The 20,636-nt window shown below is 62.0% G+C and carries 19 protein-coding genes; 14 read left to right on the top strand and 5 right to left on the bottom strand.

Features of this window, described 5'->3' with window-relative positions; genetic code table 11:
• Window positions 1–25 precede the first annotated feature (25 nt).
• The 4 genes from C8K61_RS05530 (at window position 26) to C8K61_RS05515 (ending at window position 3,608) form a co-directional block, all read left to right on the top strand.
• Window positions 26–1,366, top strand: coding sequence for a hemolysin family protein (locus C8K61_RS05530; protein WP_108095200.1), 1,341 nt, complete (start codon window positions 26–28; stop codon window positions 1,364–1,366).
• 218 nt (window positions 1,367–1,584) lie between these two features.
• Window positions 1,585–2,076, top strand: coding sequence for a 5-(carboxyamino)imidazole ribonucleotide mutase (purE, locus tag C8K61_RS05525; protein ID WP_108095199.1), 492 nt, complete (start codon window positions 1,585–1,587; stop codon window positions 2,074–2,076).
• A 66-nt stretch (window positions 2,077–2,142) separates the two neighbouring features.
• Window positions 2,143–3,225, top strand: coding sequence for a 5-(carboxyamino)imidazole ribonucleotide synthase (locus tag C8K61_RS05520; protein ID WP_108095198.1), 1,083 nt, complete (start codon window positions 2,143–2,145; stop codon window positions 3,223–3,225).
• 137 nt (window positions 3,226–3,362) lie between these two features.
• A complete protein-coding gene (locus C8K61_RS05515; RefSeq protein WP_108095197.1) occupies window positions 3,363–3,608 on the top strand; it encodes a GlsB/YeaQ/YmgE family stress response membrane protein in 246 nt (81 codons plus the stop codon).
• On the opposite strand, the gene C8K61_RS05510 is transcribed toward C8K61_RS05515, so the two are convergent.
• Window positions 3,595–4,479 carry a LysR substrate-binding domain-containing protein gene (locus C8K61_RS05510; protein ID WP_108095398.1) on the bottom strand — a complete coding sequence of 295 codons (885 nt, stop codon included), beginning with the start codon at window positions 4,477–4,479 and terminating at the stop codon, window positions 3,595–3,597. The genes C8K61_RS05515 and C8K61_RS05510 overlap by 14 nt on opposite strands.
• Window positions 4,480–4,575: 96 nt before the next feature.
• Here C8K61_RS05510 and C8K61_RS05505 point away from each other — a divergent pair, with 96 nt between their 5' ends.
• The 3 genes from C8K61_RS05505 (at window position 4,576) to C8K61_RS05495 (ending at window position 6,940) form a co-directional block, all read left to right on the top strand.
• Window positions 4,576–5,340, top strand: a complete 765-nt coding sequence (locus tag C8K61_RS05505; protein ID WP_108095196.1) for a sulfite exporter TauE/SafE family protein — start codon at window positions 4,576–4,578, stop codon at window positions 5,338–5,340.
• Window positions 5,341–5,377: 37 nt separating this feature from the next.
• Window positions 5,378–5,908, top strand: coding sequence for a DUF3299 domain-containing protein (locus C8K61_RS05500; RefSeq protein ID WP_108095195.1), 531 nt, complete (start codon window positions 5,378–5,380; stop codon window positions 5,906–5,908).
• Between the two features lie 111 nt (window positions 5,909–6,019).
• Complete coding sequence (locus tag C8K61_RS05495; RefSeq protein WP_108095194.1) at window positions 6,020–6,940, top strand: ZIP family metal transporter; 921 nt, start codon at window positions 6,020–6,022, stop codon at window positions 6,938–6,940.
• Window positions 6,941–6,953: 13 nt separating this feature from the next.
• Here the strand turns inward: C8K61_RS05495 and C8K61_RS05490 are convergent, their stop codons facing one another.
• From C8K61_RS05490 to C8K61_RS05480, 3 genes are all read right to left on the bottom strand, one after another.
• The gene (locus C8K61_RS05490) at window positions 6,954–8,003 is read right to left on the bottom strand and encodes a GGDEF domain-containing protein (protein ID WP_108095397.1); all 1,050 of its coding nucleotides are present in this window, start codon (window positions 8,001–8,003) and stop codon (window positions 6,954–6,956) included.
• A 118-nt stretch (window positions 8,004–8,121) separates the two neighbouring features.
• Window positions 8,122–9,018 (bottom strand): D-hexose-6-phosphate mutarotase, encoded by an 897-nt coding sequence (locus tag C8K61_RS05485; RefSeq protein WP_108095193.1) that lies wholly within the window; start codon window positions 9,016–9,018, stop codon window positions 8,122–8,124.
• A 23-nt stretch (window positions 9,019–9,041) separates the two neighbouring features.
• On the bottom strand, window positions 9,042–9,440 hold the full coding sequence (locus C8K61_RS05480) for an acyl-CoA thioesterase (RefSeq protein ID WP_108095192.1): 399 nt from the start codon (window positions 9,438–9,440) through the stop codon (window positions 9,042–9,044).
• A 301-nt stretch (window positions 9,441–9,741) separates the two neighbouring features.
• On the opposite strand from C8K61_RS05480, the gene C8K61_RS05475 reads away from it, so the two are divergent.
• On the top strand, window positions 9,742–11,031 hold the full coding sequence (locus tag C8K61_RS05475; protein ID WP_108095191.1) for an MFS transporter: 1,290 nt from the start codon (window positions 9,742–9,744) through the stop codon (window positions 11,029–11,031).
• Here the strand turns inward: C8K61_RS05475 and C8K61_RS05470 are convergent.
• Window positions 11,015–12,325, bottom strand: coding sequence for a sorbosone dehydrogenase family protein (locus tag C8K61_RS05470; protein WP_108095190.1), 1,311 nt, complete (start codon window positions 12,323–12,325; stop codon window positions 11,015–11,017). The two genes, C8K61_RS05475 and C8K61_RS05470, sit on opposite strands and share 17 nt — an antisense overlap.
• 219 nt (window positions 12,326–12,544) lie before the next feature.
• On the opposite strand from C8K61_RS05470, the gene C8K61_RS05465 reads away from it, so the two are divergent.
• The 6 genes from C8K61_RS05465 to C8K61_RS05440 all read left to right on the top strand — a co-directional run bounded on the left by C8K61_RS05465 (window position 12,545) and on the right by C8K61_RS05440 (window position 20,617).
• Window positions 12,545–13,516, top strand: a complete 972-nt coding sequence (locus C8K61_RS05465) for a phosphate ABC transporter substrate-binding protein PstS family protein (RefSeq protein WP_108095189.1) — start codon at window positions 12,545–12,547, stop codon at window positions 13,514–13,516.
• Window positions 13,517–13,692: 176 nt separating this feature from the next.
• A complete protein-coding gene (locus tag C8K61_RS05460) occupies window positions 13,693–15,981 on the top strand; it encodes an ABC transporter permease subunit (protein WP_108095188.1) in 2,289 nt (762 codons plus the stop codon).
• Between the two features lie 3 nt (window positions 15,982–15,984).
• Window positions 15,985–17,664 carry a phosphate ABC transporter permease PstA gene (gene pstA, locus C8K61_RS05455; protein ID WP_178086425.1) on the top strand — a complete coding sequence of 560 codons (1,680 nt, stop codon included), beginning with the start codon at window positions 15,985–15,987 and terminating at the stop codon, window positions 17,662–17,664.
• 177 nt (window positions 17,665–17,841) lie between these two features.
• Window positions 17,842–18,675 carry a phosphate ABC transporter ATP-binding protein PstB gene (gene pstB / locus C8K61_RS05450; protein WP_108095187.1) on the top strand — a complete coding sequence of 278 codons (834 nt, stop codon included), beginning with the start codon at window positions 17,842–17,844 and terminating at the stop codon, window positions 18,673–18,675.
• Window positions 18,676–18,806: 131 nt separating this feature from the next.
• The gene (phoU, locus tag C8K61_RS05445; RefSeq protein ID WP_108095186.1) at window positions 18,807–19,538 is read left to right on the top strand and encodes a phosphate signaling complex protein PhoU; all 732 of its coding nucleotides are present in this window, start codon (window positions 18,807–18,809) and stop codon (window positions 19,536–19,538) included.
• A 164-nt stretch (window positions 19,539–19,702) separates the two neighbouring features.
• Entirely contained in the window at window positions 19,703–20,617 is a 915-nt protein-coding gene (locus C8K61_RS05440; RefSeq protein ID WP_108095185.1) for a response regulator, read from the top strand.
• Window positions 20,618–20,636 lie beyond the last annotated feature (19 nt).

The raw sequence follows: 20,636 nt of genomic DNA, 5'->3' as shown, positions 1-20,636 counted from the left end.
AATCTGGACACTCTGAACCACCCCTATGGACCCTTCTCCTAGTTACGACGCCGCCACGTATTTCGCCGACTTCGGCCTTATCCTCTTCGCACTTCTGCTGGTTCTGCTCAACGGCTTCTTCGTTGCCGCGGAATTCGCCATCGTCAAACTGCGCGCCACCCGCGTTGACGCCATTGCCGCCAAGAACGGCTGGCGCGGACATATCCTGCGCACCGTGCACAACCAGCTCGACGCCTACCTGTCCGCTTGCCAGCTGGGTATCACCCTGGCATCCCTGGGCCTCGGTTGGGTCGGTGAGCCGGCGTTCGCCGAGCTGCTGACACCGCTACTGCACAGCCTGGGTGTGGACTCGCCGCAACTGGTACACGGCATCGCGTTCTTCACCGCTTTCTTCATCATTTCCTACCTGCACATCGTCGTGGGTGAGCTGGCCCCCAAATCCTGGGCGATCCGCCAGCCCGAGCTGCTGTCGCTGTGGACGGCCGCGCCGCTGTACCTGTTCTACTGGGCCATGTACCCGGCGATCTTCATCCTCAACGCCAGCGCCAACGCCATTCTGCGTATCGCCGGCCAGGGTGAACCCGGTCCGCACCACGAACACCATTACAGCCGCGACGAACTGAAGCTGATCCTGCACTCCAGCCGCGCCAGCGACCCCAGCGACCAGGACATGCGTGTGCTGGCCTCGGCGGTGGAAATGGGCGAGCTGGAGGTGGTCGACTGGGCCAACTCCCGTGAAGACCTCGTGTACCTGAACCTCAACGCCGAACTGCATGAAGTGTTCACCGTGTTCCGCCGCCACAAGTACAGCCGCTATCCGGTCTACAACGAAGAGACCGAAGAGTTCGTCGGCGTGCTGCATATCAAGGATTTGCTGCTGCATCTGTCCTTGCTGGAAATGCTGCCTTCGGCGCTGAAAATCAGCGACCTGATGATGCCGGTGGAGCGCGTCACTCGGCATATGCCGCTGTCCAGCCTGCTGGAAGAGTTCCGTAAAGGCGGCTCGCACTTCGCCCTGGTGGAAGAAGCCGACGGCAAGGTGATCGGCTACCTGACCATGGAAGACGTACTGGAAGCCCTGGTCGGCGATATCCAGGACGAACACCGCAAGGCCGAGCGCGGCATCCTCGCCTACCAGCCCGGCAAGCTGCTGGTGCGCGGCGACACGCCGCTGTTCAAAGTCGAGCGCCTGTTGGGCGTTGACCTCGACCACATCGAAGCGGAAACCCTCGCCGGGCTGATCTACGAAACCCTCAACCGCATGCCGGAAGAGGAAGAAGTGCTCGACGTCGAAGGCCTGCGCATCATCGTCAAGAAGATGAAAGGGCCGAAGGTGATTCTGGCCAAGGTAGTGAAGCTGGATTGACCTGCCTGATCACGGGCTCGTAACCCTGGTGTATCCGGCGTAAATGCCCCGCCAAACGGTCGTTTTTGCCGGGTACTCCCAGCGCCAGCCTTTACGTTATACTGCGCGGCCTTTGGCCGGCTTCGCTCCGGTCTTCGCATACAAGCCACGCCTGGTTTTCCAGCGTGGCTTGTTAGTTTTTGCCGCGCCGCCAGGCGCCAATGAGAAGAGGCACGACGATGAGCGCACTGGTTGGCGTGATCATGGGCTCCAAGTCCGATTGGTCCACCCTTAGCCACACCGCCGATATGCTGGAGAAGCTGGGCATCCCTTACGAAGTGAAGGTTGTCTCCGCTCACCGCACCCCGGATTTGCTCTTTCAATACGCAGAAGAAGCCGAAGGCCGTGGCATTCAGGTGATCATCGCCGGTGCTGGCGGTGCTGCCCATTTGCCGGGCATGTGTGCGGCCAAAACGCACCTGCCGGTACTCGGTGTCCCGGTGCAGTCGTCAATGCTCTCGGGCGTCGATTCGCTGCTGTCGATCGTGCAGATGCCGGCCGGCATTCCGGTCGCCACCCTGGCCATCGGCAAGGCTGGTGCGGTGAACGCCGCCTTGCTGTCGGCGAGCATCCTCGGCCACCAGCACCCGCAGTTCCATGCCGCGCTGAAGCAATTCCGCACTGAGCAGACGGACAGCGTTCTGGATAACCCGGACCCGCGCATCGCCTGATCAAGGTGGCGGGTTTTATGCGGTGTTCCGGCGCCGCTTCGATTGTTTTCGAATAGGTCTGTTGAGATGAAAATCGGTGTAATCGGTGGCGGCCAACTGGGTCGCATGTTGGCGTTGGCAGGCACCCCGTTGGGGATGAGCTTCGCCTTTCTCGACCCGGCGCCCGACGCCTGTGCCGCTGCTCTCGGCGAGCACCTGCGCGCCGATTACAGCGACCAGGACCACCTGCGCCAACTGGCCGACGAAGTGGACCTGGTGACCTTCGAATTCGAAAGCGTACCGGCCGAAACCGTAGCCTTCCTTTCGCAGTTCGTGCCGGTCTACCCAAGCGCCGAAGCCCTGCGTATCGCCCGCGATCGCTGGTTCGAAAAGAGCATGTTCAAAGAGCTGGGCATTCCAACGCCCGAGTTCGCTGACATTCAGTCCCAGGCCGATCTGGACGCTGCCGTTGCGGCTATTGGCCTGCCGGCTGTGTTGAAAACCCGCACCCTGGGTTACGACGGCAAGGGCCAGAAAGTCTTGCGCAAAGCTGAAGACGTGGTTGGTACTTTCGCCGAGCTGGGCAGCGTGCCGTGCCTGTTGGAAGGCTTCGTGCCGTTCACGGGCGAAGTGTCGCTGGTGGCCGTGCGTGCCCGTGATGGCGAAACCCGCTTCTACCCGCTGGTGCACAACACCCATGTGAACGGCATTCTCTGCCTGTCCATCGCCAGCACCGCGCACCCGCTGCAAGCGCTGGCCGAAGACTACGTCAGCCGGGTGCTGAACACGCTCGACTATGTGGGTGTGCTGGCCTTTGAATTCTTCGAAGTCGACGGTGGCCTGAAAGCCAACGAGATCGCCCCGCGTGTGCACAACTCCGGGCACTGGACCATCGAAGGCGCCGAGTGCAGCCAGTTCGAAAACCACCTGCGTGCGGTTGCCGGTTTGCCCCTGGGCTCGACCGCCAAGCTGGGCGAAAGCGCGATGCTCAACTTCATCGGCGAAGTGCCGGCGGTGGAGCAGGTAATCGCCATCGACGATTGCCATCTGCACCACTACGGCAAGGCGTTCAAGGTGGGCCGCAAGGTCGGCCACGCCACTGTACGCAGCGCTGACCGCGCTACGCTGGATGCACAAGTTGCCAAGGTGCAGGCGCTGATCAAGGGCTGATTAGTAAGCGGTTTTCCAGCTCGCGATTCCAGAGTTTCGGATCGAACGCTGCTGTTCAAAGATGGAACCTCCCCCGCCCACTACTCTCTGATCTCAGGGTGCCAGCGTCGGCACCTGTCATTCAGAGAGGATTTCCCATGGGCATTATCGGCACCATTTTTATCGGCTTTCTGGCGGGCCTGGTTGCGCGCTTTTTGAAACCGGGCGACGACAGCATGGGCTGGATCATGACCATCCTGCTGGGCATCGCCGGTTCGCTGGCGGCCACCTATGGCGGCCAGGCCTTGGGCCTTTATCAGGCTGGCGAGGGCGCAGGGTTTGTTGGTGCGGTGGTTGGCGCCATTGTGCTGCTGGTGATCTACGGCCTGATCAAGAAGAAGTAAGCGCCTCCAGCAACGCCTGGGCGTAGCCCGGCAAAGCGGTGAAATCCGTGGCGCACAGCAGCAGCTTGCGCTGTGCCCACGGGTCGCTCAATGCCACGCTGGCAAAGCCGGTCGCGCCCTGCCAACGCTCAATCGCCGCCTGCGGCACCACGCCCAGGCCGGCACCGCGCGCCACCATGCGCAATACCCCATCGAAACTTTCCGCCCGCACCCGAATGCGCAGGCGAGCGCCGGCGTGCAGTGCCTGTTCCTCCAGGTAGATTGCCAAAGCACTGTTCAGCGCCAGGCCGACGAACTCATGTTCCAGCGTGGCCGCGAAGTGCACTTCGCGGTGCTGCGCCAACGGATGATTCAACGGCAGCACCAGCGCCAGCGGGTCATCACGAAACGGTCGGGTTTGCAGGCCACTGCTGTCTACGGCGTCGGAGATGATGCCGATATCGGCCGCGCCCTGACGGATGCCGTGGAGGATGCGCAGGCTCGGCTGCTCTTGCAGGTCGATATCGATATGCGGGTGGCTGGCGAGAAAGTCGGCCAGCACTTCCGGCAGGTATTCGCTCAGCGCGGTGGTATTGCACAGCAGGCGTACCTGGCCCTTGAAGCCCTTGGCGTAGTCGGCGAGGTCGAACTGCAGGTGTTCAACCTGCTGCAGAATCAGCCGCCCGTGGCGGGCCAACGCATTGCCGGCGGCTGTCGCGTTGACGCCGCGTCGATTGCGCGCGAGCAGCGGTGTACCCAACGAGCCTTCCATGGCCCGGATGCGCGCACTGGCCGACGCCAGAGACAGGTGGCAGCGGCTGGCGCCAGCGGTGATGTTGCCCGCTTCGAGAATGCGCACGAACAGGCGCAGGTCGATCAGATCGAAGTGCATGGTGTTTCCCCAGAACGTCATGCCTCAGTCTATGCCAGAGGCTGGCTACGCAACTGGCAGATTTTCAGCCGCCTTGCTCAGGGGCAGCATGGCGCCATGAACAGTTACCTCGATTTCTATCAACACCTCGGCTTCAGCTTGTCGCTGCTGGTGCTCTTGACGTTCTTGCTGGCCGGTACGGTCAAGGGCGTGATCGGCCTCGGCTTGCCGACGGTGTCCATGGGGCTGCTGGGTCTGGCTATGTTGCCACCACAGGCAGCGGCGCTGCTGCTGGTGCCGAGCACCGTCACCAACCTCTGGCAACTGGCCTTTGGCGGTGCGCTGCGGGCGTTGGTGAGGCGCCTGTGGCCGATGCTGGTGTTGATTGTGCTGGGTACCGGGCTTGGCACCTGGTGGCTGGGGTTGGGCGCTGGCCATTCAATGACCCGCGCGCTCGGCGCCGCCCTGCTGCTGTATGCCTTGAGCGGCTTGCTGTTGCCGCCGCTGCGTATGCCTGCTGGCTGGGAGCACTGGCTCGGGCCGCTGTGTGGACTGCTGACCGGCATGGTCACGGCCGCCACCGGGGTCTTTGTGATTCCTGCCGTGCCCTATCTGCAGGCGCTGGGTTTGCAGCGTAACGAGCTGGTGCAGGCGCTGGGCCTGTCGTTCACGGTCTCGACCCTGGCATTGGGCGCCGGGCTGTTTTGGCGTGGTGCCGTCGGCAACGCTGAGCTGGGGGCTTCGTTCCTGGCGTTATTGCCCGCCCTGGCCGGCATGCTGTTGGGCCAATGGTTGCGGCAGATCATCAGCGCCGTGGTGTTCAAGCGGGTGTTCTTTATCGGCTTGGGACTTCTGGGCCTGCACCTGCTTATAGCCGGCTGATAGACTCGCCGGCTTTCTCCCCCGCCCGAGTTTGTCCATGCGCCGCTTACTGTTCAGCCTGCTGTTACTCAGTGGTTTTGCCCACGCGCAGCTCCCGGAAACCGATTGGTTATCGCTGATGCCCAAGTCCGATCAGAAGGCCTTGGAAGACATGCCGGAGATCAGCCACAACACGCCCGAAGGCGACGGCACGTTTAACAGCAAAGGTGGCTTGAAGCAGGAGAAAGGTCTGCCCGCGGTGATGTATTCGACCAAGACCGTGGCGGCCATGAACAACAAGGCCATCCGTATCGGCGGTTACCCGGTGCCGTTGGAAACCGATGGCAAGGGCCGCAGCACCCTGTTCTTCCTGGTCCCCTACCCGGGCGCCTGCATCCACGTGCCGCCACCACCACCCAACCAGATGGTGCTGGTGCGCTACCCCAAGGGCTTGAAGCTCGACGATATCTACAACCCGCTGTGGGTAACCGGCACGCTGAAGGTGGAAAAGGTCAGCAATGACCTGGCCGATGCTGCCTACGCGCTGGATGCCAGTAACGTGCGCAAGGTGACGGAAGCGGACCTGTAGGCTCGCCTTCCAGCGGCAAAGCATTAGCACCGTAATAGATTTTTTCTTATGGCCATAAGCCGGCGATAGCTTTTAATCTGGCGACCAGTCCACTTGCCCCTGGTTGCCGCTATGCCGACTTCGCTGAATGCCATGCGCAACGCCTGGGTTAACCAGGCCCACAGCCACCCGTACACCACCCTGGGTTTTGCCGCCGCCGGCCTGGCCGTTTTGGTGCTGGTGGTGATCAGTATCTATAACGCCTTTCAAGGCGACGGCTCCGGCCACTTGAGCTACGCCTTGCTCGGTGGTTTGGCCGGTTTTGGGGCCACGGCAGCGGGCGCTGTTTTCGCCCTGACCCTCGGTTCCATCAAAGCGCGCACGCAAGACACCATGCTCGGTTTCGCCGCCGGCATGATGCTCGCCGCCAGCTCCTTCTCGCTGATTCTGCCGGGCCTGGCCGCCGCCAAAGAGATCACCGGCAACGGCCCGATGGCCGCGCTGACCGTGGTGGTCGGCCTGGGCCTCGGCGTGCTGCTGATGCTTGGCCTCGACCGCTTCACTCCCCATGAACACGACAGCACCGGCCCCTGCGGCCCGGAGGCCGAGCGCATCAACCGTGTCTGGCTGTTCGTGCTGGCCGTGACCCTGCACAACATTCCCGAAGGCATGGCCATTGGCGTGAGCTTCGCGGGCGGCGACATGAATGTCGGCCTGCCGCTGACCACCGCCATCGCCATCCAGGACATTCCCGAAGGCCTGGCCGTGGCCATGGCCCTGCGTGCTACCGGCATGTCGTCGGTAAAAGCGGCGGTGCTGGCGATTCTCAGCGGGGCCATGGAGCCGCTCGGGGCGTTGATCGGCATTGGCGTGTCCAGCGGCTTTGCCCTGGCCTACCCGATCAGCATGGGCCTGGCGGCGGGGGCGATGATCTTTGTGGTGTCCCACGAAGTGATCCCGGAAACCCACCGCAATGGCCACCAGACGCCCGCGACCCTCGGGCTGATGGCAGGTTTTGCCGTGATGATGTTTCTCGATACCGCGTTGGGCTAGGAGCAACAGCGCCCTACGGAACGGTGCTGCTCAGCACCAGTTGATTACGTCCCAGCTCTTTACCGCGGTACAAGCGCTGGTCGGCGCAGCGGTACAGCTCGCTGGCGCTGTGGCCATCGGCCGGCCACTGGGCCAGGCCGAAGGTGGCCGATAGGGCAATGCTCTGTTCGCCATACAGCAGCGGATTGCCGGCGATCTGTTGGCGCAAGGTTTCCACCAATGGCGTGGCGGCGGCCAGGTCGGTGTTGCGCAGGATCAGGCCGAACTCTTCACCGCCCAGGCGGCCCAGGCTGTCCGTCACCCGCAGCCGCAGCAGCAGGCCCTCGCAGATATGTTGCAGGGCCTGGTCACCGGCATCGTGGCCCCAGCGGTCGTTGACCCGCTTGAAGTGGTCGACGTCCATGATCACCAACACCAGCGGCACATTGCTGCGTTCGGCCTCCTGAATGCTGCGCTCCAGCGCCTGCTGGAAACTGCCGCGGCTGGCCACCCCGGTCAGCGCGTCGGTCTGCGCCTGGCGCGCCAGTTCGTCATAGGCTGCCGCGCGGCGGGCTTCGTAGAGGTGCACGAAGATGATGATCATCACCCCGCAGAGCACCGCATTGAGCACATCGATCATGCCGGCGGAGTGGCTGGGTAACGGGAACTTGTCGAAGTACAGGACGATGGCCGCCAGGGCGAACGGCATGGTCAGCAGAAAGCCGCGGATGCGCCCGAGCAGCAGGTACGACAGCAGCGGAATGATGTAAATCCACACATAGGCCGTGGTGGAGGCGGCGGGCATGACGATGATGTACAGCAGAAAACAGAAGGTCGGGATCAGGTACAGGTAGATCCACGGCGTCAGATTACGCACGCTGACGATCTTCCAGCCACCCCATACCAGCACCGCACTGGCGAGCAGTTCAAACGTGGCGGTCAGCGGGTTACCGGCAAGAATCTGCAGGATGCTGAAGCTGCTGAGCACCACGCCGGTGCTGACCAGAATCAGGCGCATAAGGGAGCGCTTGCCGGTTTCTTCCAGGCCGTTCTTGCCAGCGGAAACGCTGAATTTTATGAGCATGGCGCCGAACACTGCGATTCGAGTGATGGCGCATTGCAATACAGCGCCGGGTTATTGGCAAGGGGCCAGTGCTGCTCGTGTGGGAGAGGCTTCAGCCTCGAGAGATTTCCCGCCCTTGCTACAGCGGCTCCGCCCACAGCGTAACGGCCATGCTGTGCTGCTCACCCGGTGCGAGGCTGACGATATCGTCCATCACGTTGGCGGTTTCGATGCACAGCATGCCCGGCCAGGCATCGTCAGCAAACTGGCTGAGGCGTTGGGCCTTGGCGATCCACGGGTTCCACACCACTGCCGAATGCGAGCCGCTGCTGGCCAGGTGAATGCGCCGCTGCCAGAGCGGGTCGACAATGCTCAGCGCGGCCGGCACGTCCAGGTAGATGCGGTCGGTTTCGCCTGTGAACGTCACTGCTCCCTGCTGCTGGCGCTGCTGCCAGTCTTCCAGGGTTTCGATATAGCGCGTTTGTTCGAGGCCTTCGATGCGGGTCTGGTGAATGTCCGCGACGGCAAAATAGGTGTGCAGCGCCTGGCTCAGCACCAGTGGCTGGCTGCCGGCGTTGCGGGTGGTGAGGCTCAGGCTCAAGCGCTGGTCCAGGCGCACGTCGAAGCTCAGCTCGACGCCCTTGGGCAAGGTGGCCAGCGCGCTGGTTGGGAAGGAGAAGCGCAGGTTGACGCCCTCGTCGTCCTGGTCGATGCCCTGCAGCTGCCAGTCCAGGCCCCGTACCGGGCCGTGAGCCGGCGCGGCGCCACCGGCGTGTAGCTGCTGAATCGTTTCGGGGTTGCGCGCCAGGTCGCCAAACCACGGCCAGCACACCGGCACGCCACCGCGCACCGATTGGCCTTTTTTATACGCGGCTTGCTCGCTCAGCCAGATGATTGGCTGTTGCCCATGGGGTTGATAACGCAGCACCTGCGCACCCTGTTGCGCCACCAGCAATTCCGCCTGTGCGGTGCGAATGCGCCAGCACACCAGTTCATCCAACTCGACACGTTCGACTTGTGGGGCGGTGCTGGGCATAGGGCGGGGCTCCGTGGGGAAATTTAGCGGCGCGGGACGGGGCGGGTGCGGCCGCTGCCATCAATGGCAACAAATACGAATACCGCTTCGGTGACCTTGCGCCATTCGCTGGAGAGCGGGTCATCGCTCCACACTTCCACCAGCATCTGGATCGAGCTGCGGCCGATTTCCAGGGTCTGGCTATAGAACGAGAGCTGGGCGCCGACGGCGACCGGAACCAGGAAGGCCATACGGTCGATGGCGACGGTGGACACGCGTCCGCCTGCGACCTTGCTGGCCATGGCGGTGCCGGCGAGGTCCATCTGCGACACCAGCCAGCCGCCGTAGATATCGCCGAAGCCGTTGGTTTCGCGGGGGAGCGCGGTGATTTGCAGCGCCAGATCGCCCTGCGGCGTTGGGTCTTCTTGTTCGAGTTCGATCATGCCTAGGGTGCCTCTTACCCGTCACTCTTATTGGTTGTGGTCAGTCTCGGGCTTGACTGCTCACTCGGCTAACAGGCCGCAAGTTGGGTTCGCAGAAGACCCGGCCGCTCTAGCCGGGGCCAGACGCAGACACGGCGCAGTATATATAGGCTTCGGGCCGAGCACGACTACACAGTCTTACATTTGACCGGGAACGTGACATTGCTGTGTCGTTTCGTCGCAATTTGCTATCGTGCGCCCCTGTCGCGCGGGGCTCGAGCCCCCTGTGGCTGCGCTTTCAGCCGATGAGAAGCCCTTTTTTATGTCCACCGCTGCCATGCCCACCACGCCTGTTACCCGTCCGCTGACCCGCAGCGATTACAAAACCCTGTCGTTGTCTGCTTTGGGCGGAGCGCTGGAGTTTTACGACTTCATCATTTTCGTGTTCTTCGCGGCAGTGGTCGGCAAGCTGTTCTTCCCGGCGGAAATGCCCGAGTGGCTGCGCCAGATGCAGACCTTCGGGATCTTCGCCGCCGGCTACCTGGCGCGGCCCTTGGGCGGCATCGTGATGGCCCACTTCGGCGACCTGCTGGGGCGCAAGAAGATGTTCACCTTGAGCATTTTCATGATGGCGGTGCCGACCCTGCTGATGGGCTTGCTGCCCACTTACGCACAAATCGGCATCTGGGCGCCGATTGCCCTGTTGGTATTGCGGGTGATCCAGGGTGCGGCGATTGGTGGTGAAGTGCCGGGCGCGTGGGTATTCGTGGCGGAGCATGTGCCGCCACGGCACGTCGGGTACGCCTGCGGCACCCTGACCTCGGGCCTGACCGCCGGCATTCTGCTCGGCTCGCTGGTGGCCACCCTGTTCAACAGTCTGTTCACCCCCGAAGAGCTGCTGGCCTACGGCTGGCGCGGCCCATTCCTGCTGGGTGGGGTGTTTGGTTTGCTGTCGGTGTACCTGCGTCGCTGGCTGCACGAAACGCCAGTGTTCGCCGAGCTGCAACAGCGCAAGGCGCTGGCAGACGAGGTGCCGTTGAAGGCCGTGGTACGCGACCACCGCGGCGCGATTCTGCTGTCGATGCTGCTCACCTGGGTGCTGTCGGCCGGCATCATCGTGGTCATTCTGATGACCCCGACCCTGCTGCAAACCGTCTACGGTTTCAATGCGGCCACGGCGCTGCAGGCCAACAGCCTGGCGATCGTATTCCTCAGTCTGGGTTGTGTCGGTGCTGGCGCGCTGGCCGACCGTTTCGGCGCTGGCAAGGTGTTCATCGTCGGCAGCCTGTTGCTGCTGGCCAGCTCCTGGACTTTCTACACCCGCATCAGTGCCCACCCCGAGTGGCTATTCCCGCTGTACGCCCTGACCGGTTTGTTTGTCGGCATGATAGGTGCCGTGCCGTTCGTGATGGTCAATGCCTTCCCGCCGGTGGTGCGTTTTTCCGGGTTGTCGTTCTCCTACAACCTGGCCTACGCGATTTTCGGCGGGCTGACACCGATGATGGTGACCCTGCTGTTGAAGGCCGACCCGCTCGGGCCGGCCTACTACGTCGCCGCGCTGTGCGGCCTGGGTTTCTGTGTGGGCCTGTACCTGCTTACTTCGAAGCGCTGACCCGCCAGACTTTATTGCCGACATCGTCGGTCACCAACAGGGCGCCCTGTTTGTCGTTGATGACATCCACGGGGCGGCCCTGGGCTTCGCCCTCGGCGTTGAGGAAACCGGTCAGTACATCCAGTGGTTGGCCGTTGGGTTTGCCGGCGCTGAACGGCACAAAAATCACTTTGTAGCCGGCGCGTGGGTCGCGGTTCCAGGAACCGTGCTGGGCCACAAAGAGCCCATCCTTGCGTTCCGGCAGCGCACTTTTCTCACCAAACACGATGCCCAGTGACGCGGTGTGAGCGCCCAGCGCGTAATCCGGCACCAGGGCCTTGGCAACCAGTTCCGGTTTCTGCGGTTTTACCCGCTCATCCACATGCTGGCCGTAATAGCTGTAGGGCCAGCCATAGAAGCCGCCGTCCTGCACCGAGGTGATGTAGTCGGGCACCAGGTCGTTGCCCAGCTCATCGCGCTCATTCACCGCGGTCCACAGCTTGCCGGTGCTCGGCTCCCAGGCCAGGCCATTGGGATTGCGCAGACCGGTGGCGAACAGGCGTTTGTCGCCAGTGACCGGGTTCACCTCCCAGATGGCCGCGCGGCCTTCTTCCATCTCCAGGCCGTTTTCACCGACGTTGCTGTTGGAGCCGACGGTGACATACAGCTTCTTGCCATCCGCGCTGGCGATGACGTTCTTGGTCCAGTGGTGGTTCAGCCCGGCGGGCAGGGCGGTGACCTGGGTCGGCGGCTCGCTGATCTGGGTTTGCCCGCTGACGTAAGGCACCCGCACCAGGGCATTGGCGTTGGCGATATACAGGTCGTTGCCGACCAGGGTCATGCCGAACGGCGAATGCAGGTTTTCCAGAAAGGCGGTTTTGATTTCCGCCACACCGTCATGGTCGGCATCGCGCAGCAGCGTGATGCGGTTGGCGCTGGGTACACCGGCGCCGGCCTTTTCCATGATCTTGCCGGCCACGAAGTTCTTGATGCTGAAGCCTGGGTCTTGCTCCGGCGGTGGCGTGTTGCTTTCGGCCACTAGCACGTCGCCGTTGGGGAGTACGTACAGCCAGCGTGGATGGTCGAGACCCTCGGCAAAGGCATTTACCTGAGTGCCAGCAGCGGCCACGGGTTTGGCCCCGGCCGGCCAGCCGATGGCCTTGGCGACATTAACGGTGGGTACCAGGCTGGATTCCGGTGCGGGCAATTGCGGGTTGGGGCCGAAGCCGACGGCGGTCGGTTGCGAGGCGGTTTCGGCACAGCTGCTGCACGCGACGGCGAGCAGGGTAAAGGGCAGTAAACGAGCGAGTTGCATCGGGCAGTCTCCGGGTCGTTTCAGGTGGCTCAATTAAGGACAGCGTAGTCATCAGCTTGTTTTGAAAAGGTGCCACGTGCAGCTAGCCGGAATTTATCGAGCGCAGCAGCTCCATGATGGCCTTTCATCTAATTGTCACATTCGGGTCATAGAGTCGTCACACGGCCTCCAGATACTGGGCCCCGTTGAATCACACCCCTATCCTGCTAGGAGCAAGGCATGAAGATTAAGCGTTTGATGGCGGCCCTGACTTTTGTCGCCGCTGGCGTCGCCACCGCAAGCGCGGTCGCCGCTGTTGACCCGTCGATCCCGGCCTACACCAAGACCACCGGCGTATCCGGCAACCTGTCCAGCGTTGGTTCCGACACCCTCGCCAACCTCATGACGCTGTGGGCTGAGGAATACAAACGTCTGTACCCTAACGTCAACATCCAGATTCAGGCCGCTGGTTCCTCCACCGCGCCACCCGCTCTGACCGAAGGCACCGCTAACCTGGGCCCGATGAGCCGCAAGATGAAAGACGTCGAACTGCAAGCGTTCGAATCCAAATATGGCTACAAGCCGACCGCCGTTCCGGTAGCTGTCGACGCCCTGGCCGTATTCGTGCACAAAGACAACCCGATCAAAGGCCTGACCATGGCCCAGGTTGACGCCATCTTCTCCGCTACCCGCCTGTGCGGTGGTTCGAAAGACATCAAGACCTGGGGTGACCTGGGCCTGACCGGCGACCTGGCCAACAAGCCAATCCAACTGTTCGGCCGTAACTCGGTTTCCGGCACCTACGGCTACTTCAAAGAAGAAGCCCTGTGCAAAGGCGACTACAAAGCCAACGTCAACGAACAACCAGGTTCCGCTTCGGTTGTGCAGTCGATCAGCTCCTCGGTTAACGGCATTGGCTACTCGGGCATCGGTTACAAAACCGCTAGCGTCCGTACCGTTGCTTTGGCCAAGAAAGAAGGCGGCGAGTTCGTTGAAGACAACGAAGCCAACGCCCTGAACGGCACCTACCCGCTGTCGCGCTTCCTGTTCGTGTACGTGAACAAGGCGCCGAACAAGCCTCTGGCTCCGCTGGAAGCTGAGTTCGTGAAAATGGTTCTGTCGCAATCCGGTCAGCAAGTTGTGGTGAAAGACGGCTACATCCCGCTGCCAGCCAAGGTTGCCGAGAAAGCTCTGAAAGACCTGGGTCTGTAAGACCAGCCGGGGCGGCCGACGCTGCCCCTTGCAACGACAAAAGCCTGGTTGGGTGATCCCCGGCCAGGCATTTCGCAAGCCTGCTGCACCATTACACTTTCGTGTCATTGGTCAGTGGGTTTTTTGCGTCACTGCTTTGTCATGTTTCTGTCATACAGAGCCGCTAGGGTGTGCGCATGAACGATCTGGCAAATTCCCCCATGACTGCGAATTCCTCCTCCGGACGCATTGATTTCAATACGCCCGAGCTGCAACGCAAGCGCCGCATCCGTGCGCTTAAAGACCATCTGGCCCGCTGGTACGTAATGATCGGCGGCCTTTCCGTGCTCGGCGCTATCACGCTGATCTTCTTTTATCTGGGTTATGTGGTGTTCCCGTTGTTCCAGGGCGCCGAGCTGACCGAGAAGAAGGTACAAAGCCCCGCCTGGCTGCAGCAGGACGCTGGCAAACCGCTGCTGCTCGCCATCGAAGAGCAGAACCAGGTGGCCATGCGCGTTTCCGACAAAGGTGAAGTGATCTTTTTCGCCACCAAGAACGGCGACGAAATCAAACGCGTGCCCCTGACCCTGCCAGCCGGCGCCAGTGTGGCGTCCATCGGCCAGGCACAAGCCGGTAACAATCTGGTGGTGTTGGGTCTGTCCAACGGCCAGGCCCTGGTGTTCAAACACAACTACGTGGTCACCTACCCGGACAACCACAAAACCATTACCCCGGGGCTTGAATACCCCTACGGCGAAGCGCCGCTGGTGATCGACCCGCAGGGTCGCCCGCTTGAGCACGTGAGCCTCAGCGCCAACGATGAAACCATGTTGCTGGGTGCCTCCAGTGGCAGCGAACTGCTGATGCTGTCGCTGACCAGCGAAGAAAACATGATGACCGGCGAAGTCACCCTGACCCAGGACCGTGTCGCCCTGCCGCAGATCGCCGAGCCGATCAAAGCCCTGTACATCGACCCGCGTCAGCAGTGGCTGTACGTGCTCAATGGCCGTGCCCAGGCCGACGTGTTCAACCTGCGTGAGCGCAGCCTCAACGGTCGCTACAAACTCCTGGAAGACGCCGACAGCGAAGTGACCGCCAGTTCGCAACTGCTGGGCGGCATCTCGCTGATGATCGGTAACTCCAAAGGTGGCATCAGTCAGTGGTTCATGGCGCGCGACCCGGATGGTTCCTCGCGCTTCAAACACATCCGCGACTTCCAGCAAGGTGATTCGCCGATCGTGCAGATCAACCCGGAAGAGCGCCGCAAGGGCTTCGTCGCCCTGGATGCTGCCGGTGAGCTGGGTGTCTACCACAGCACTGCCGAACGCACCTTGTTGGTGGAAAAGATTGTCGACGGTAAGGGTGCCCTGGCCATGTCGCCCCGCGCCAACCGGCTTGTTGTTGAATCGGGTACGACTCTGCACCCGCTGGCCCTGAAGAACCCGCACCCGGAAGTGTCGTTCAGCGCGCTGTGGGGCAAGGTCTGGTACGAAAGCTACGACGAACCCAAGTACATCTGGCAGTCCACCGCCGCCAACACCGAGTTCGAGCCCAAGCTGAGCCTGGCGCCACTGACCTTCGGTACCTTGAAGGCCGCTTTCTACGCCATGCTCCTGGCCGCACCGCTGGCCGTCGCCGCCGCCATTTATACCGCCTACTTCATGGCGCCGCGCATGCGCCGCAAAGTGAAGCCGGTGATCGAGTTGATGGAAGCCCTGCCAACCGTGATTCTCGGTTTCTTCGCCGGCCTGTTCCTGGCGCCGTATGTAGAAGGCCACCTGCCGGGCATCTTCAGCCTGTTGATCCTCACGCCGCTGGGCATCCTGCTCGCCGGTTGGGGCTGGAGCCGCTTGCCGGAGTCGATCCGCCTGCGCGTGCCGGAAGGTTGGGAATCGCTGACCCTGATTCCGGTGATCCTGATCGTCGGTGCCTTCGCCCTGGGCATGAGCCCGTACATGGAAAACTGGTTCTTCGGCGGCGACATGCGCCTGTGGATCTCCCATGACCTGGGCATCACCTACGACCAGCGCAACGCCCTGATCGTCGGCCTGGCCATGGGTTTTGCGGTGATCCCGAACATCTTCTCGATTGCCGAAGACGCCGTGTTCAGCGTGCCGCGCAGCCTGACCCTGGGTTCGTTGGCACTCGGTGCCACCACCTGGCAGACCATGACCCGCGTGGTGATCCTCACTGCCAGCCCGGGCATCTTCTCCGCCCTGATGATCGGCATGGGCCGTGCGGTCGGTGAAACCATGATCGTGCTGATGGCCACCGGTAACACCCCGGTGATGGAAATGAACCTGTTCGAAGGCCTGCGCACCCTGGCAGCCAACGTTGCGGTGGAAATGCCGGAGTCGGAAGTTGGCGGCAGCCACTACCGCGTGCTGTTCCTCTCGGCACTGGTACTGCTGCTGTTCACCTTCATCATGAACACCTTGGCCGAACTGATTCGTCAGCGTCTGCGCAAGAAATATGCAGCGCTCTAAAGGATGAATGCCGTGAAGAAGAATTCTCTCAACGCTTGGTTCAAAAGTGGTTCGCCAGGCATCTGGATGAGCGGCGGCGCGGTGTCCATCGCCGTGATCATGACCATCGGCTTGCTGCTGGTCATCGCCTTCCGCGGTTTGGGCCACTTCTGGCCAGCTGACCTGCTGCAAGCCACCTACGCCATTCCCGGGCAACCCAGCCACGTGGTGGTCGGTGAAGTGGTACAGGCCGAAGAAGTACCGCTGGCACGTTTGAAGGGTGCCGGCTTGCCGGTGCCGGACAACGGCCCGGAGTTCATGACCCGTGAACTGCTCAAGGTCGGTAACCGTGATATCTACGGTGCCGACTTCACCTGGCTGGTCGGTGACTGGCTGGTGGATCAGAAGAAGCCGGTCGAATTGATGACCCTGGTGCGCCGCGAATGGGGCAACTTCTACGGCACCCTGGTCAGCGTCAAGGAAAGCGGCAAAGTGATCGCCGAAGGCGAGGCCGGCTGGCCGACCCTGCAGGAGCGCATCGTGCGTGTCGAAGGCCTGGCCACTCAGTTGAGCAAGCTGGAGAAAAAAGACATCGGCGCGATCAACCATGACCTGGAACGCCTGCGTCTTAAAACCCGCAAGCTGGAACTGGAAAAATCGCTGACCGCCGAAGCGCAAGCCGACATCGACGCCGAGCGCGCCGAGCTGGACGCCAAATACAAAGGCCTCGAAGGCCAACTGCTGGAGCTGCACCAGGCGGTGGACCGCGACAGCATCGTGGTGCGTGAGGCCGACGGCAAAGAAATCGAAATCAGCCTGGGCAAGATCGTGCACGCCTACCAGCCCAACGGCATGGGCGTGTTCACCAAGCTGCGCATGTACTTCGCCAACCTGTGGGAATTCCTCAGCGACGACCCGCGTGAAGCCAACACCGAAGGCGGTATTTTCCCGGCGATTTTCGGCACCGTGATGATGACCCTGATCATGGCCATGATCGTCACCCCGTTCGGCGTGCTGGCCGCGGTGTACCTGCGCGAATACGCCAAGCAGGGCCCGCTGACCCGCATCATCCGCATTGCGGTGAACAACCTGGCCGGCGTGCCGGCGATCGTTTACGGCGTTTTCGGCCTGGGCTTCTTTGTCTACGTGCTGGGTGGCTCCATCGACCGCCTGTTCTTCGCCGAAGCGCTGCCGGCACCGACCTTCGGTACCCCGGGGCTGATGTGGGCTTCGCTGACTCTGGCGATTCTGGCCGTACCGGTGGTGATCGTCGCCACCGAGGAAGGCCTGGCGCGTATTCCCCGTGCCGTGCGTGAAGGCTCCCTGGCCCTCGGCGCGACCAAGGCGGAAACCCTGTGGAAAGTGGTGCTGCCGATGGCCAGCCCGGCAATGATGACCGGCATGATCCTCGCCGTGGCCCGCGCCGCTGGCGAAGTGGCGCCGCTGATGCTGGTGGGTGTGGTCAAGCTGGCACCGTCGCTGCCGGTAGACGGCAACTACCCGTACCTGCATCTGGACCAGAAGATCATGCACCTGGGCTTCCACATCTACGACGTCGGCTTCCAGAGCCCGAACGTAGAAGCGGCCCGCCCGCTGGTGTACGCCACCGCGCTGCTGCTGGTGATGGTGATTGCCGGCTTGAACCTGTCGGCGGTGGCCATCCGTAACCACCTGCGCGAGAAGTACAAAGCGCTGGATCACTAAGAAAGAAACACCGTCGTCCTCGCGCAGGCGGGGACCCAGAATGGTTGGGGCAACGCATGCTCCTGATCGAATCTGGATCCCAGCCTGCGCTGGGATGACGGAGTAAAGAATTCGAATGACTTATCGCTGGCCAGCGCACCGGTCAGCCAAACGTAAATTACGCATTGAGGTTTCTCCATGCAGCACGAAGCCCAGCCACACGGCATCAACATCTCTGCCCTTGGCCGTGAAAAACAGAACCTGACCCTGGCCAATGAGCCGGTGACCCTGGAAGTGCCTGGCCTGAGCCTGTTCTACGGCGAAAAGCAGGCGCTCTACGACGTCAAGATGAACATCCCCAAGCAGCGCGTGACTGCCTTCATCGGGCCGTCCGGCTGCGGCAAGTCGACCCTGCTGCGCTGCTTCAACCGCATGAACGACCTGGTCGATGGCTGCCGCGTCGAAGGTGAAATCAACCTCGACGGCACCAACATCTACCGCAAAGGCGAAGACGTGGCCGAGCTGCGTCGTCGCGTCGGCATGGTGTTCCAGAAGCCCAACCCGTTCCCGAAAAGCATCTACGAGAACGTCGCCTACGGCCTGCGTATTCAAGGCATCAACCAGAAGCGCGTACTCGACGAAGCCGTTGAAGCCTCGCTGCGCGGCGCGGCGCTGTGGGACGAAGTGAAAGACCGTCTGCACGAGTCGGCCCTGGGCATGTCCGGTGGTCAGCAACAACGTCTGGTCATCGCCCGTACCATCGCCGTGCAGCCCGAAGTGCTGCTGCTCGACGAACCGTGCTCGGCACTGGACCCGATCTCCACGCTGAAAGTGGAAGAGCTGATCTACGAACTGAAATCCAAGTTCACCATCGTCATCGTCACCCACAACATGCAACAGGCGGCGCGGGTTTCCGACTACACCGCGTTCATGTACATGGGCAAGCTGATCGAGTTTGGTGACACCGATACGCTGTTCACCAACCCGGCGAAAAAACAAACCGAAGACTACATCACCGGTCGTTACGGCTAGTCGCCGATCAGTCCCCTCTCCCTCTGGGAGAGGGTTAGGGTGAGGGGCTCTTGCCACAGACGCAGCCCTCACCCCCGGCCCCTCTCCCGAGGACGGGAGAGGGGAGTCAAACCCCGGTTCAGGACGTGCACATGATCAACAAAGACAGCCTCACCCACCACATTTCTGCGCAGTTCAACGCTGAGCTGGAAGACGTGCGTAGCCACCTGCTGGCCATGGGCGGCCTGGTGGAAAAACAAGTCAACGATGCCGTTACCGCGCTGATCGACGCCGACTCAGGTCTGGCCCAGCAGGTGCGCGAGATCGACGACCAGATCAACCAGATGGAGCGCAACATCGACGAAGAGTGCATCCGCATTCTTGCCCGTCGTCAGCCGGCTGCTTCCGACCTGCGCTTGATCATCAGCATCTCCAAGTCGGTAATCGATCTGGAGCGTATCGGCGACGAAGCCACCAAGATCGCCAAGCGCGCCATCGAGCTGTGCGAAAACGGTGAAGCGCCACGCGGCTACGTGGAAGTGCGCCACATCGGCGACCAGGTGCGCAAAATGGTCCAGGAGTCGCTCGACGCCTTTGCCCGTTTCGACGCCGACCTGGCCCTGTCGGTGGCCAAGTACGACAAGACCATCGACCGCGAATACAAAACCGCGCTGCGCGAACTGGTCACCTACATGATGGAAGACCCGCGCTCCATCACCCGCGTGCTGAGCATCATCTGGGTGCTGCGCTCGCTGGAACGTATCGGCGACCACGCCCGCAACATTGCCGAGTTGGTGATTTACCTGGTGCGCGGCACTGACGTAAAACACCTGGGTCTGGCCCGGATGGAAGAAGAAGTTAAAGGTACAGTCGACAAGGGTTAATCGATAATCCGGTAGGGCGGATATCCGCTCCACGAACGTTCCAACAACGCCCGGCATCGCCCGGGCGTTGTCGTTTTTGTGCGTTAGCGTCGGGTTCGCAAACACGGTTTGGCTATTCGCCACCAGGCGAGGCTATGCTTATGCCATTACTGAAGGGGTGGTCGATGAGCAAAGTCAGCGTGCTGGTGGTGGATGACGCGCCGTTTATCCGTGATCTGGTGAAGAAGGGGCTGCGTAATTCCTTCCCCGGCATCCAGATTGAGGACGCGGTGAACGGCCGTAAAGCCCAGGTAATTCTGGGCAAGCAGCGCTTCGACCTGATTCTTTGCGACTGGGAAATGCCCGAGCTGTCCGGTCTGGAACTGCTCACCTGGTGCCGCGAGCAGCCGGAGATGAAAACCACCCCGTTCATCATGGTCACCAGCCGTGGCGACAAAGAGAACGTGGTGCAGGCCATTCAGGCCGGCGTCTCCGACTTCATCGGCAAGCCGTTCACCAACGAGCAACTGGTCACCAAGGTCAAAAAAGCCCTGCACAAATCCGGCAAGCTTGAAGCCTTGATGGGCAGTGCGCCGAAAACCGCCGCTTCGCCGTTCGGCAATGACTCGCTGTCTGCCCTCACCGGTGGCAAGGCCGAAGTGGTCAAGCCCAAGACTGCGGCGCCTGCCCCGGCGGTCACTGGTTCCGCCGCTGCCTTACTCGGTGGCGCAGCCAAAGCCGCTCCTGCGGCGGCTGCGCCTTCCGGGCGTGGCCAAGGCCAACTGCGTCTGGCCAGTGGCAACCTCGCCTGCGTGATCAAAGCCCTGAGTCTGAAAGAAGCGGCCCTGCTGGTGAAACGCCTGGATAACCTGCCGCAGGTGCTGGAGCAAGCGGTGCTCGACCTGGAGCAAGGCGACGGCGGCGAAGTGGCGCGTCTGAACGGCTATTTGCACTCCGTGGCCGCTTTCGAACCCAAGCCCGACAGCGAATGGCTGCAGCTGATCTTCCGCTTCGTCGACCGTGATCCGCAGAAGCTCGACTACCTGTCGCGCCTGATTGCCCGCGGCACCACCCAGAAGCATTTCTCCCCCGGCGCGTAAGGCAGCCGACCAATGGCGC

This window comes from Pseudomonas sp. GV071 (assembly GCF_003050835.1).
Lineage (GTDB): Bacteria > Pseudomonadota > Gammaproteobacteria > Pseudomonadales > Pseudomonadaceae > Aquipseudomonas.
Note: the sequence above shows the minus strand (reverse complement) of the source record. Positions and strands in the feature narration are given on the sequence as shown.

Coding starts and splice junctions, on each gene's coding strand:
- C8K61_RS05520 (WP_108095198.1), top strand. CDS start 2,143: ATGAAAATCGGTGTAATCGGTGGCGGCCAACTGGGTCGCATGTTGGCG.
- C8K61_RS05440 (WP_108095185.1), top strand. CDS start 19,703: ATGAGCAAAGTCAGCGTGCTGGTGGTGGATGACGCGCCGTTTATCCGT.
- pstB (WP_108095187.1), top strand. CDS start 17,842: ATGCAGCACGAAGCCCAGCCACACGGCATCAACATCTCTGCCCTTGGC.
- C8K61_RS05480 (WP_108095192.1), bottom strand. CDS start 9,440: ATGATCGAACTCGAACAAGAAGACCCAACGCCGCAGGGCGATCTGGCG.
- C8K61_RS05500 (WP_108095195.1), top strand. CDS start 5,378: ATGCGCCGCTTACTGTTCAGCCTGCTGTTACTCAGTGGTTTTGCCCAC.
- C8K61_RS05515 (WP_108095197.1), top strand. CDS start 3,363: ATGGGCATTATCGGCACCATTTTTATCGGCTTTCTGGCGGGCCTGGTT.
- C8K61_RS05475 (WP_108095191.1), top strand. CDS start 9,742: ATGTCCACCGCTGCCATGCCCACCACGCCTGTTACCCGTCCGCTGACC.
- C8K61_RS05490 (WP_108095397.1), bottom strand. CDS start 8,003: ATGCTCATAAAATTCAGCGTTTCCGCTGGCAAGAACGGCCTGGAAGAA.
- C8K61_RS05530 (WP_108095200.1), top strand. CDS start 26: ATGGACCCTTCTCCTAGTTACGACGCCGCCACGTATTTCGCCGACTTC.
- C8K61_RS05510 (WP_108095398.1), bottom strand. CDS start 4,479: ATGCACTTCGATCTGATCGACCTGCGCCTGTTCGTGCGCATTCTCGAA.
- phoU (WP_108095186.1), top strand. CDS start 18,807: ATGATCAACAAAGACAGCCTCACCCACCACATTTCTGCGCAGTTCAAC.
- C8K61_RS05505 (WP_108095196.1), top strand. CDS start 4,576: ATGAACAGTTACCTCGATTTCTATCAACACCTCGGCTTCAGCTTGTCG.
- C8K61_RS05460 (WP_108095188.1), top strand. CDS start 13,693: ATGAACGATCTGGCAAATTCCCCCATGACTGCGAATTCCTCCTCCGGA.
- pstA (WP_178086425.1), top strand. CDS start 15,985: ATGAATGCCGTGAAGAAGAATTCTCTCAACGCTTGGTTCAAAAGTGGT.
- C8K61_RS05495 (WP_108095194.1), top strand. CDS start 6,020: ATGCCGACTTCGCTGAATGCCATGCGCAACGCCTGGGTTAACCAGGCC.
- C8K61_RS05485 (WP_108095193.1), bottom strand. CDS start 9,018: ATGCCCAGCACCGCCCCACAAGTCGAACGTGTCGAGTTGGATGAACTG.
- C8K61_RS05465 (WP_108095189.1), top strand. CDS start 12,545: ATGAAGATTAAGCGTTTGATGGCGGCCCTGACTTTTGTCGCCGCTGGC.
- C8K61_RS05470 (WP_108095190.1), bottom strand. CDS start 12,325: ATGCAACTCGCTCGTTTACTGCCCTTTACCCTGCTCGCCGTCGCGTGC.
- purE (WP_108095199.1), top strand. CDS start 1,585: ATGAGCGCACTGGTTGGCGTGATCATGGGCTCCAAGTCCGATTGGTCC.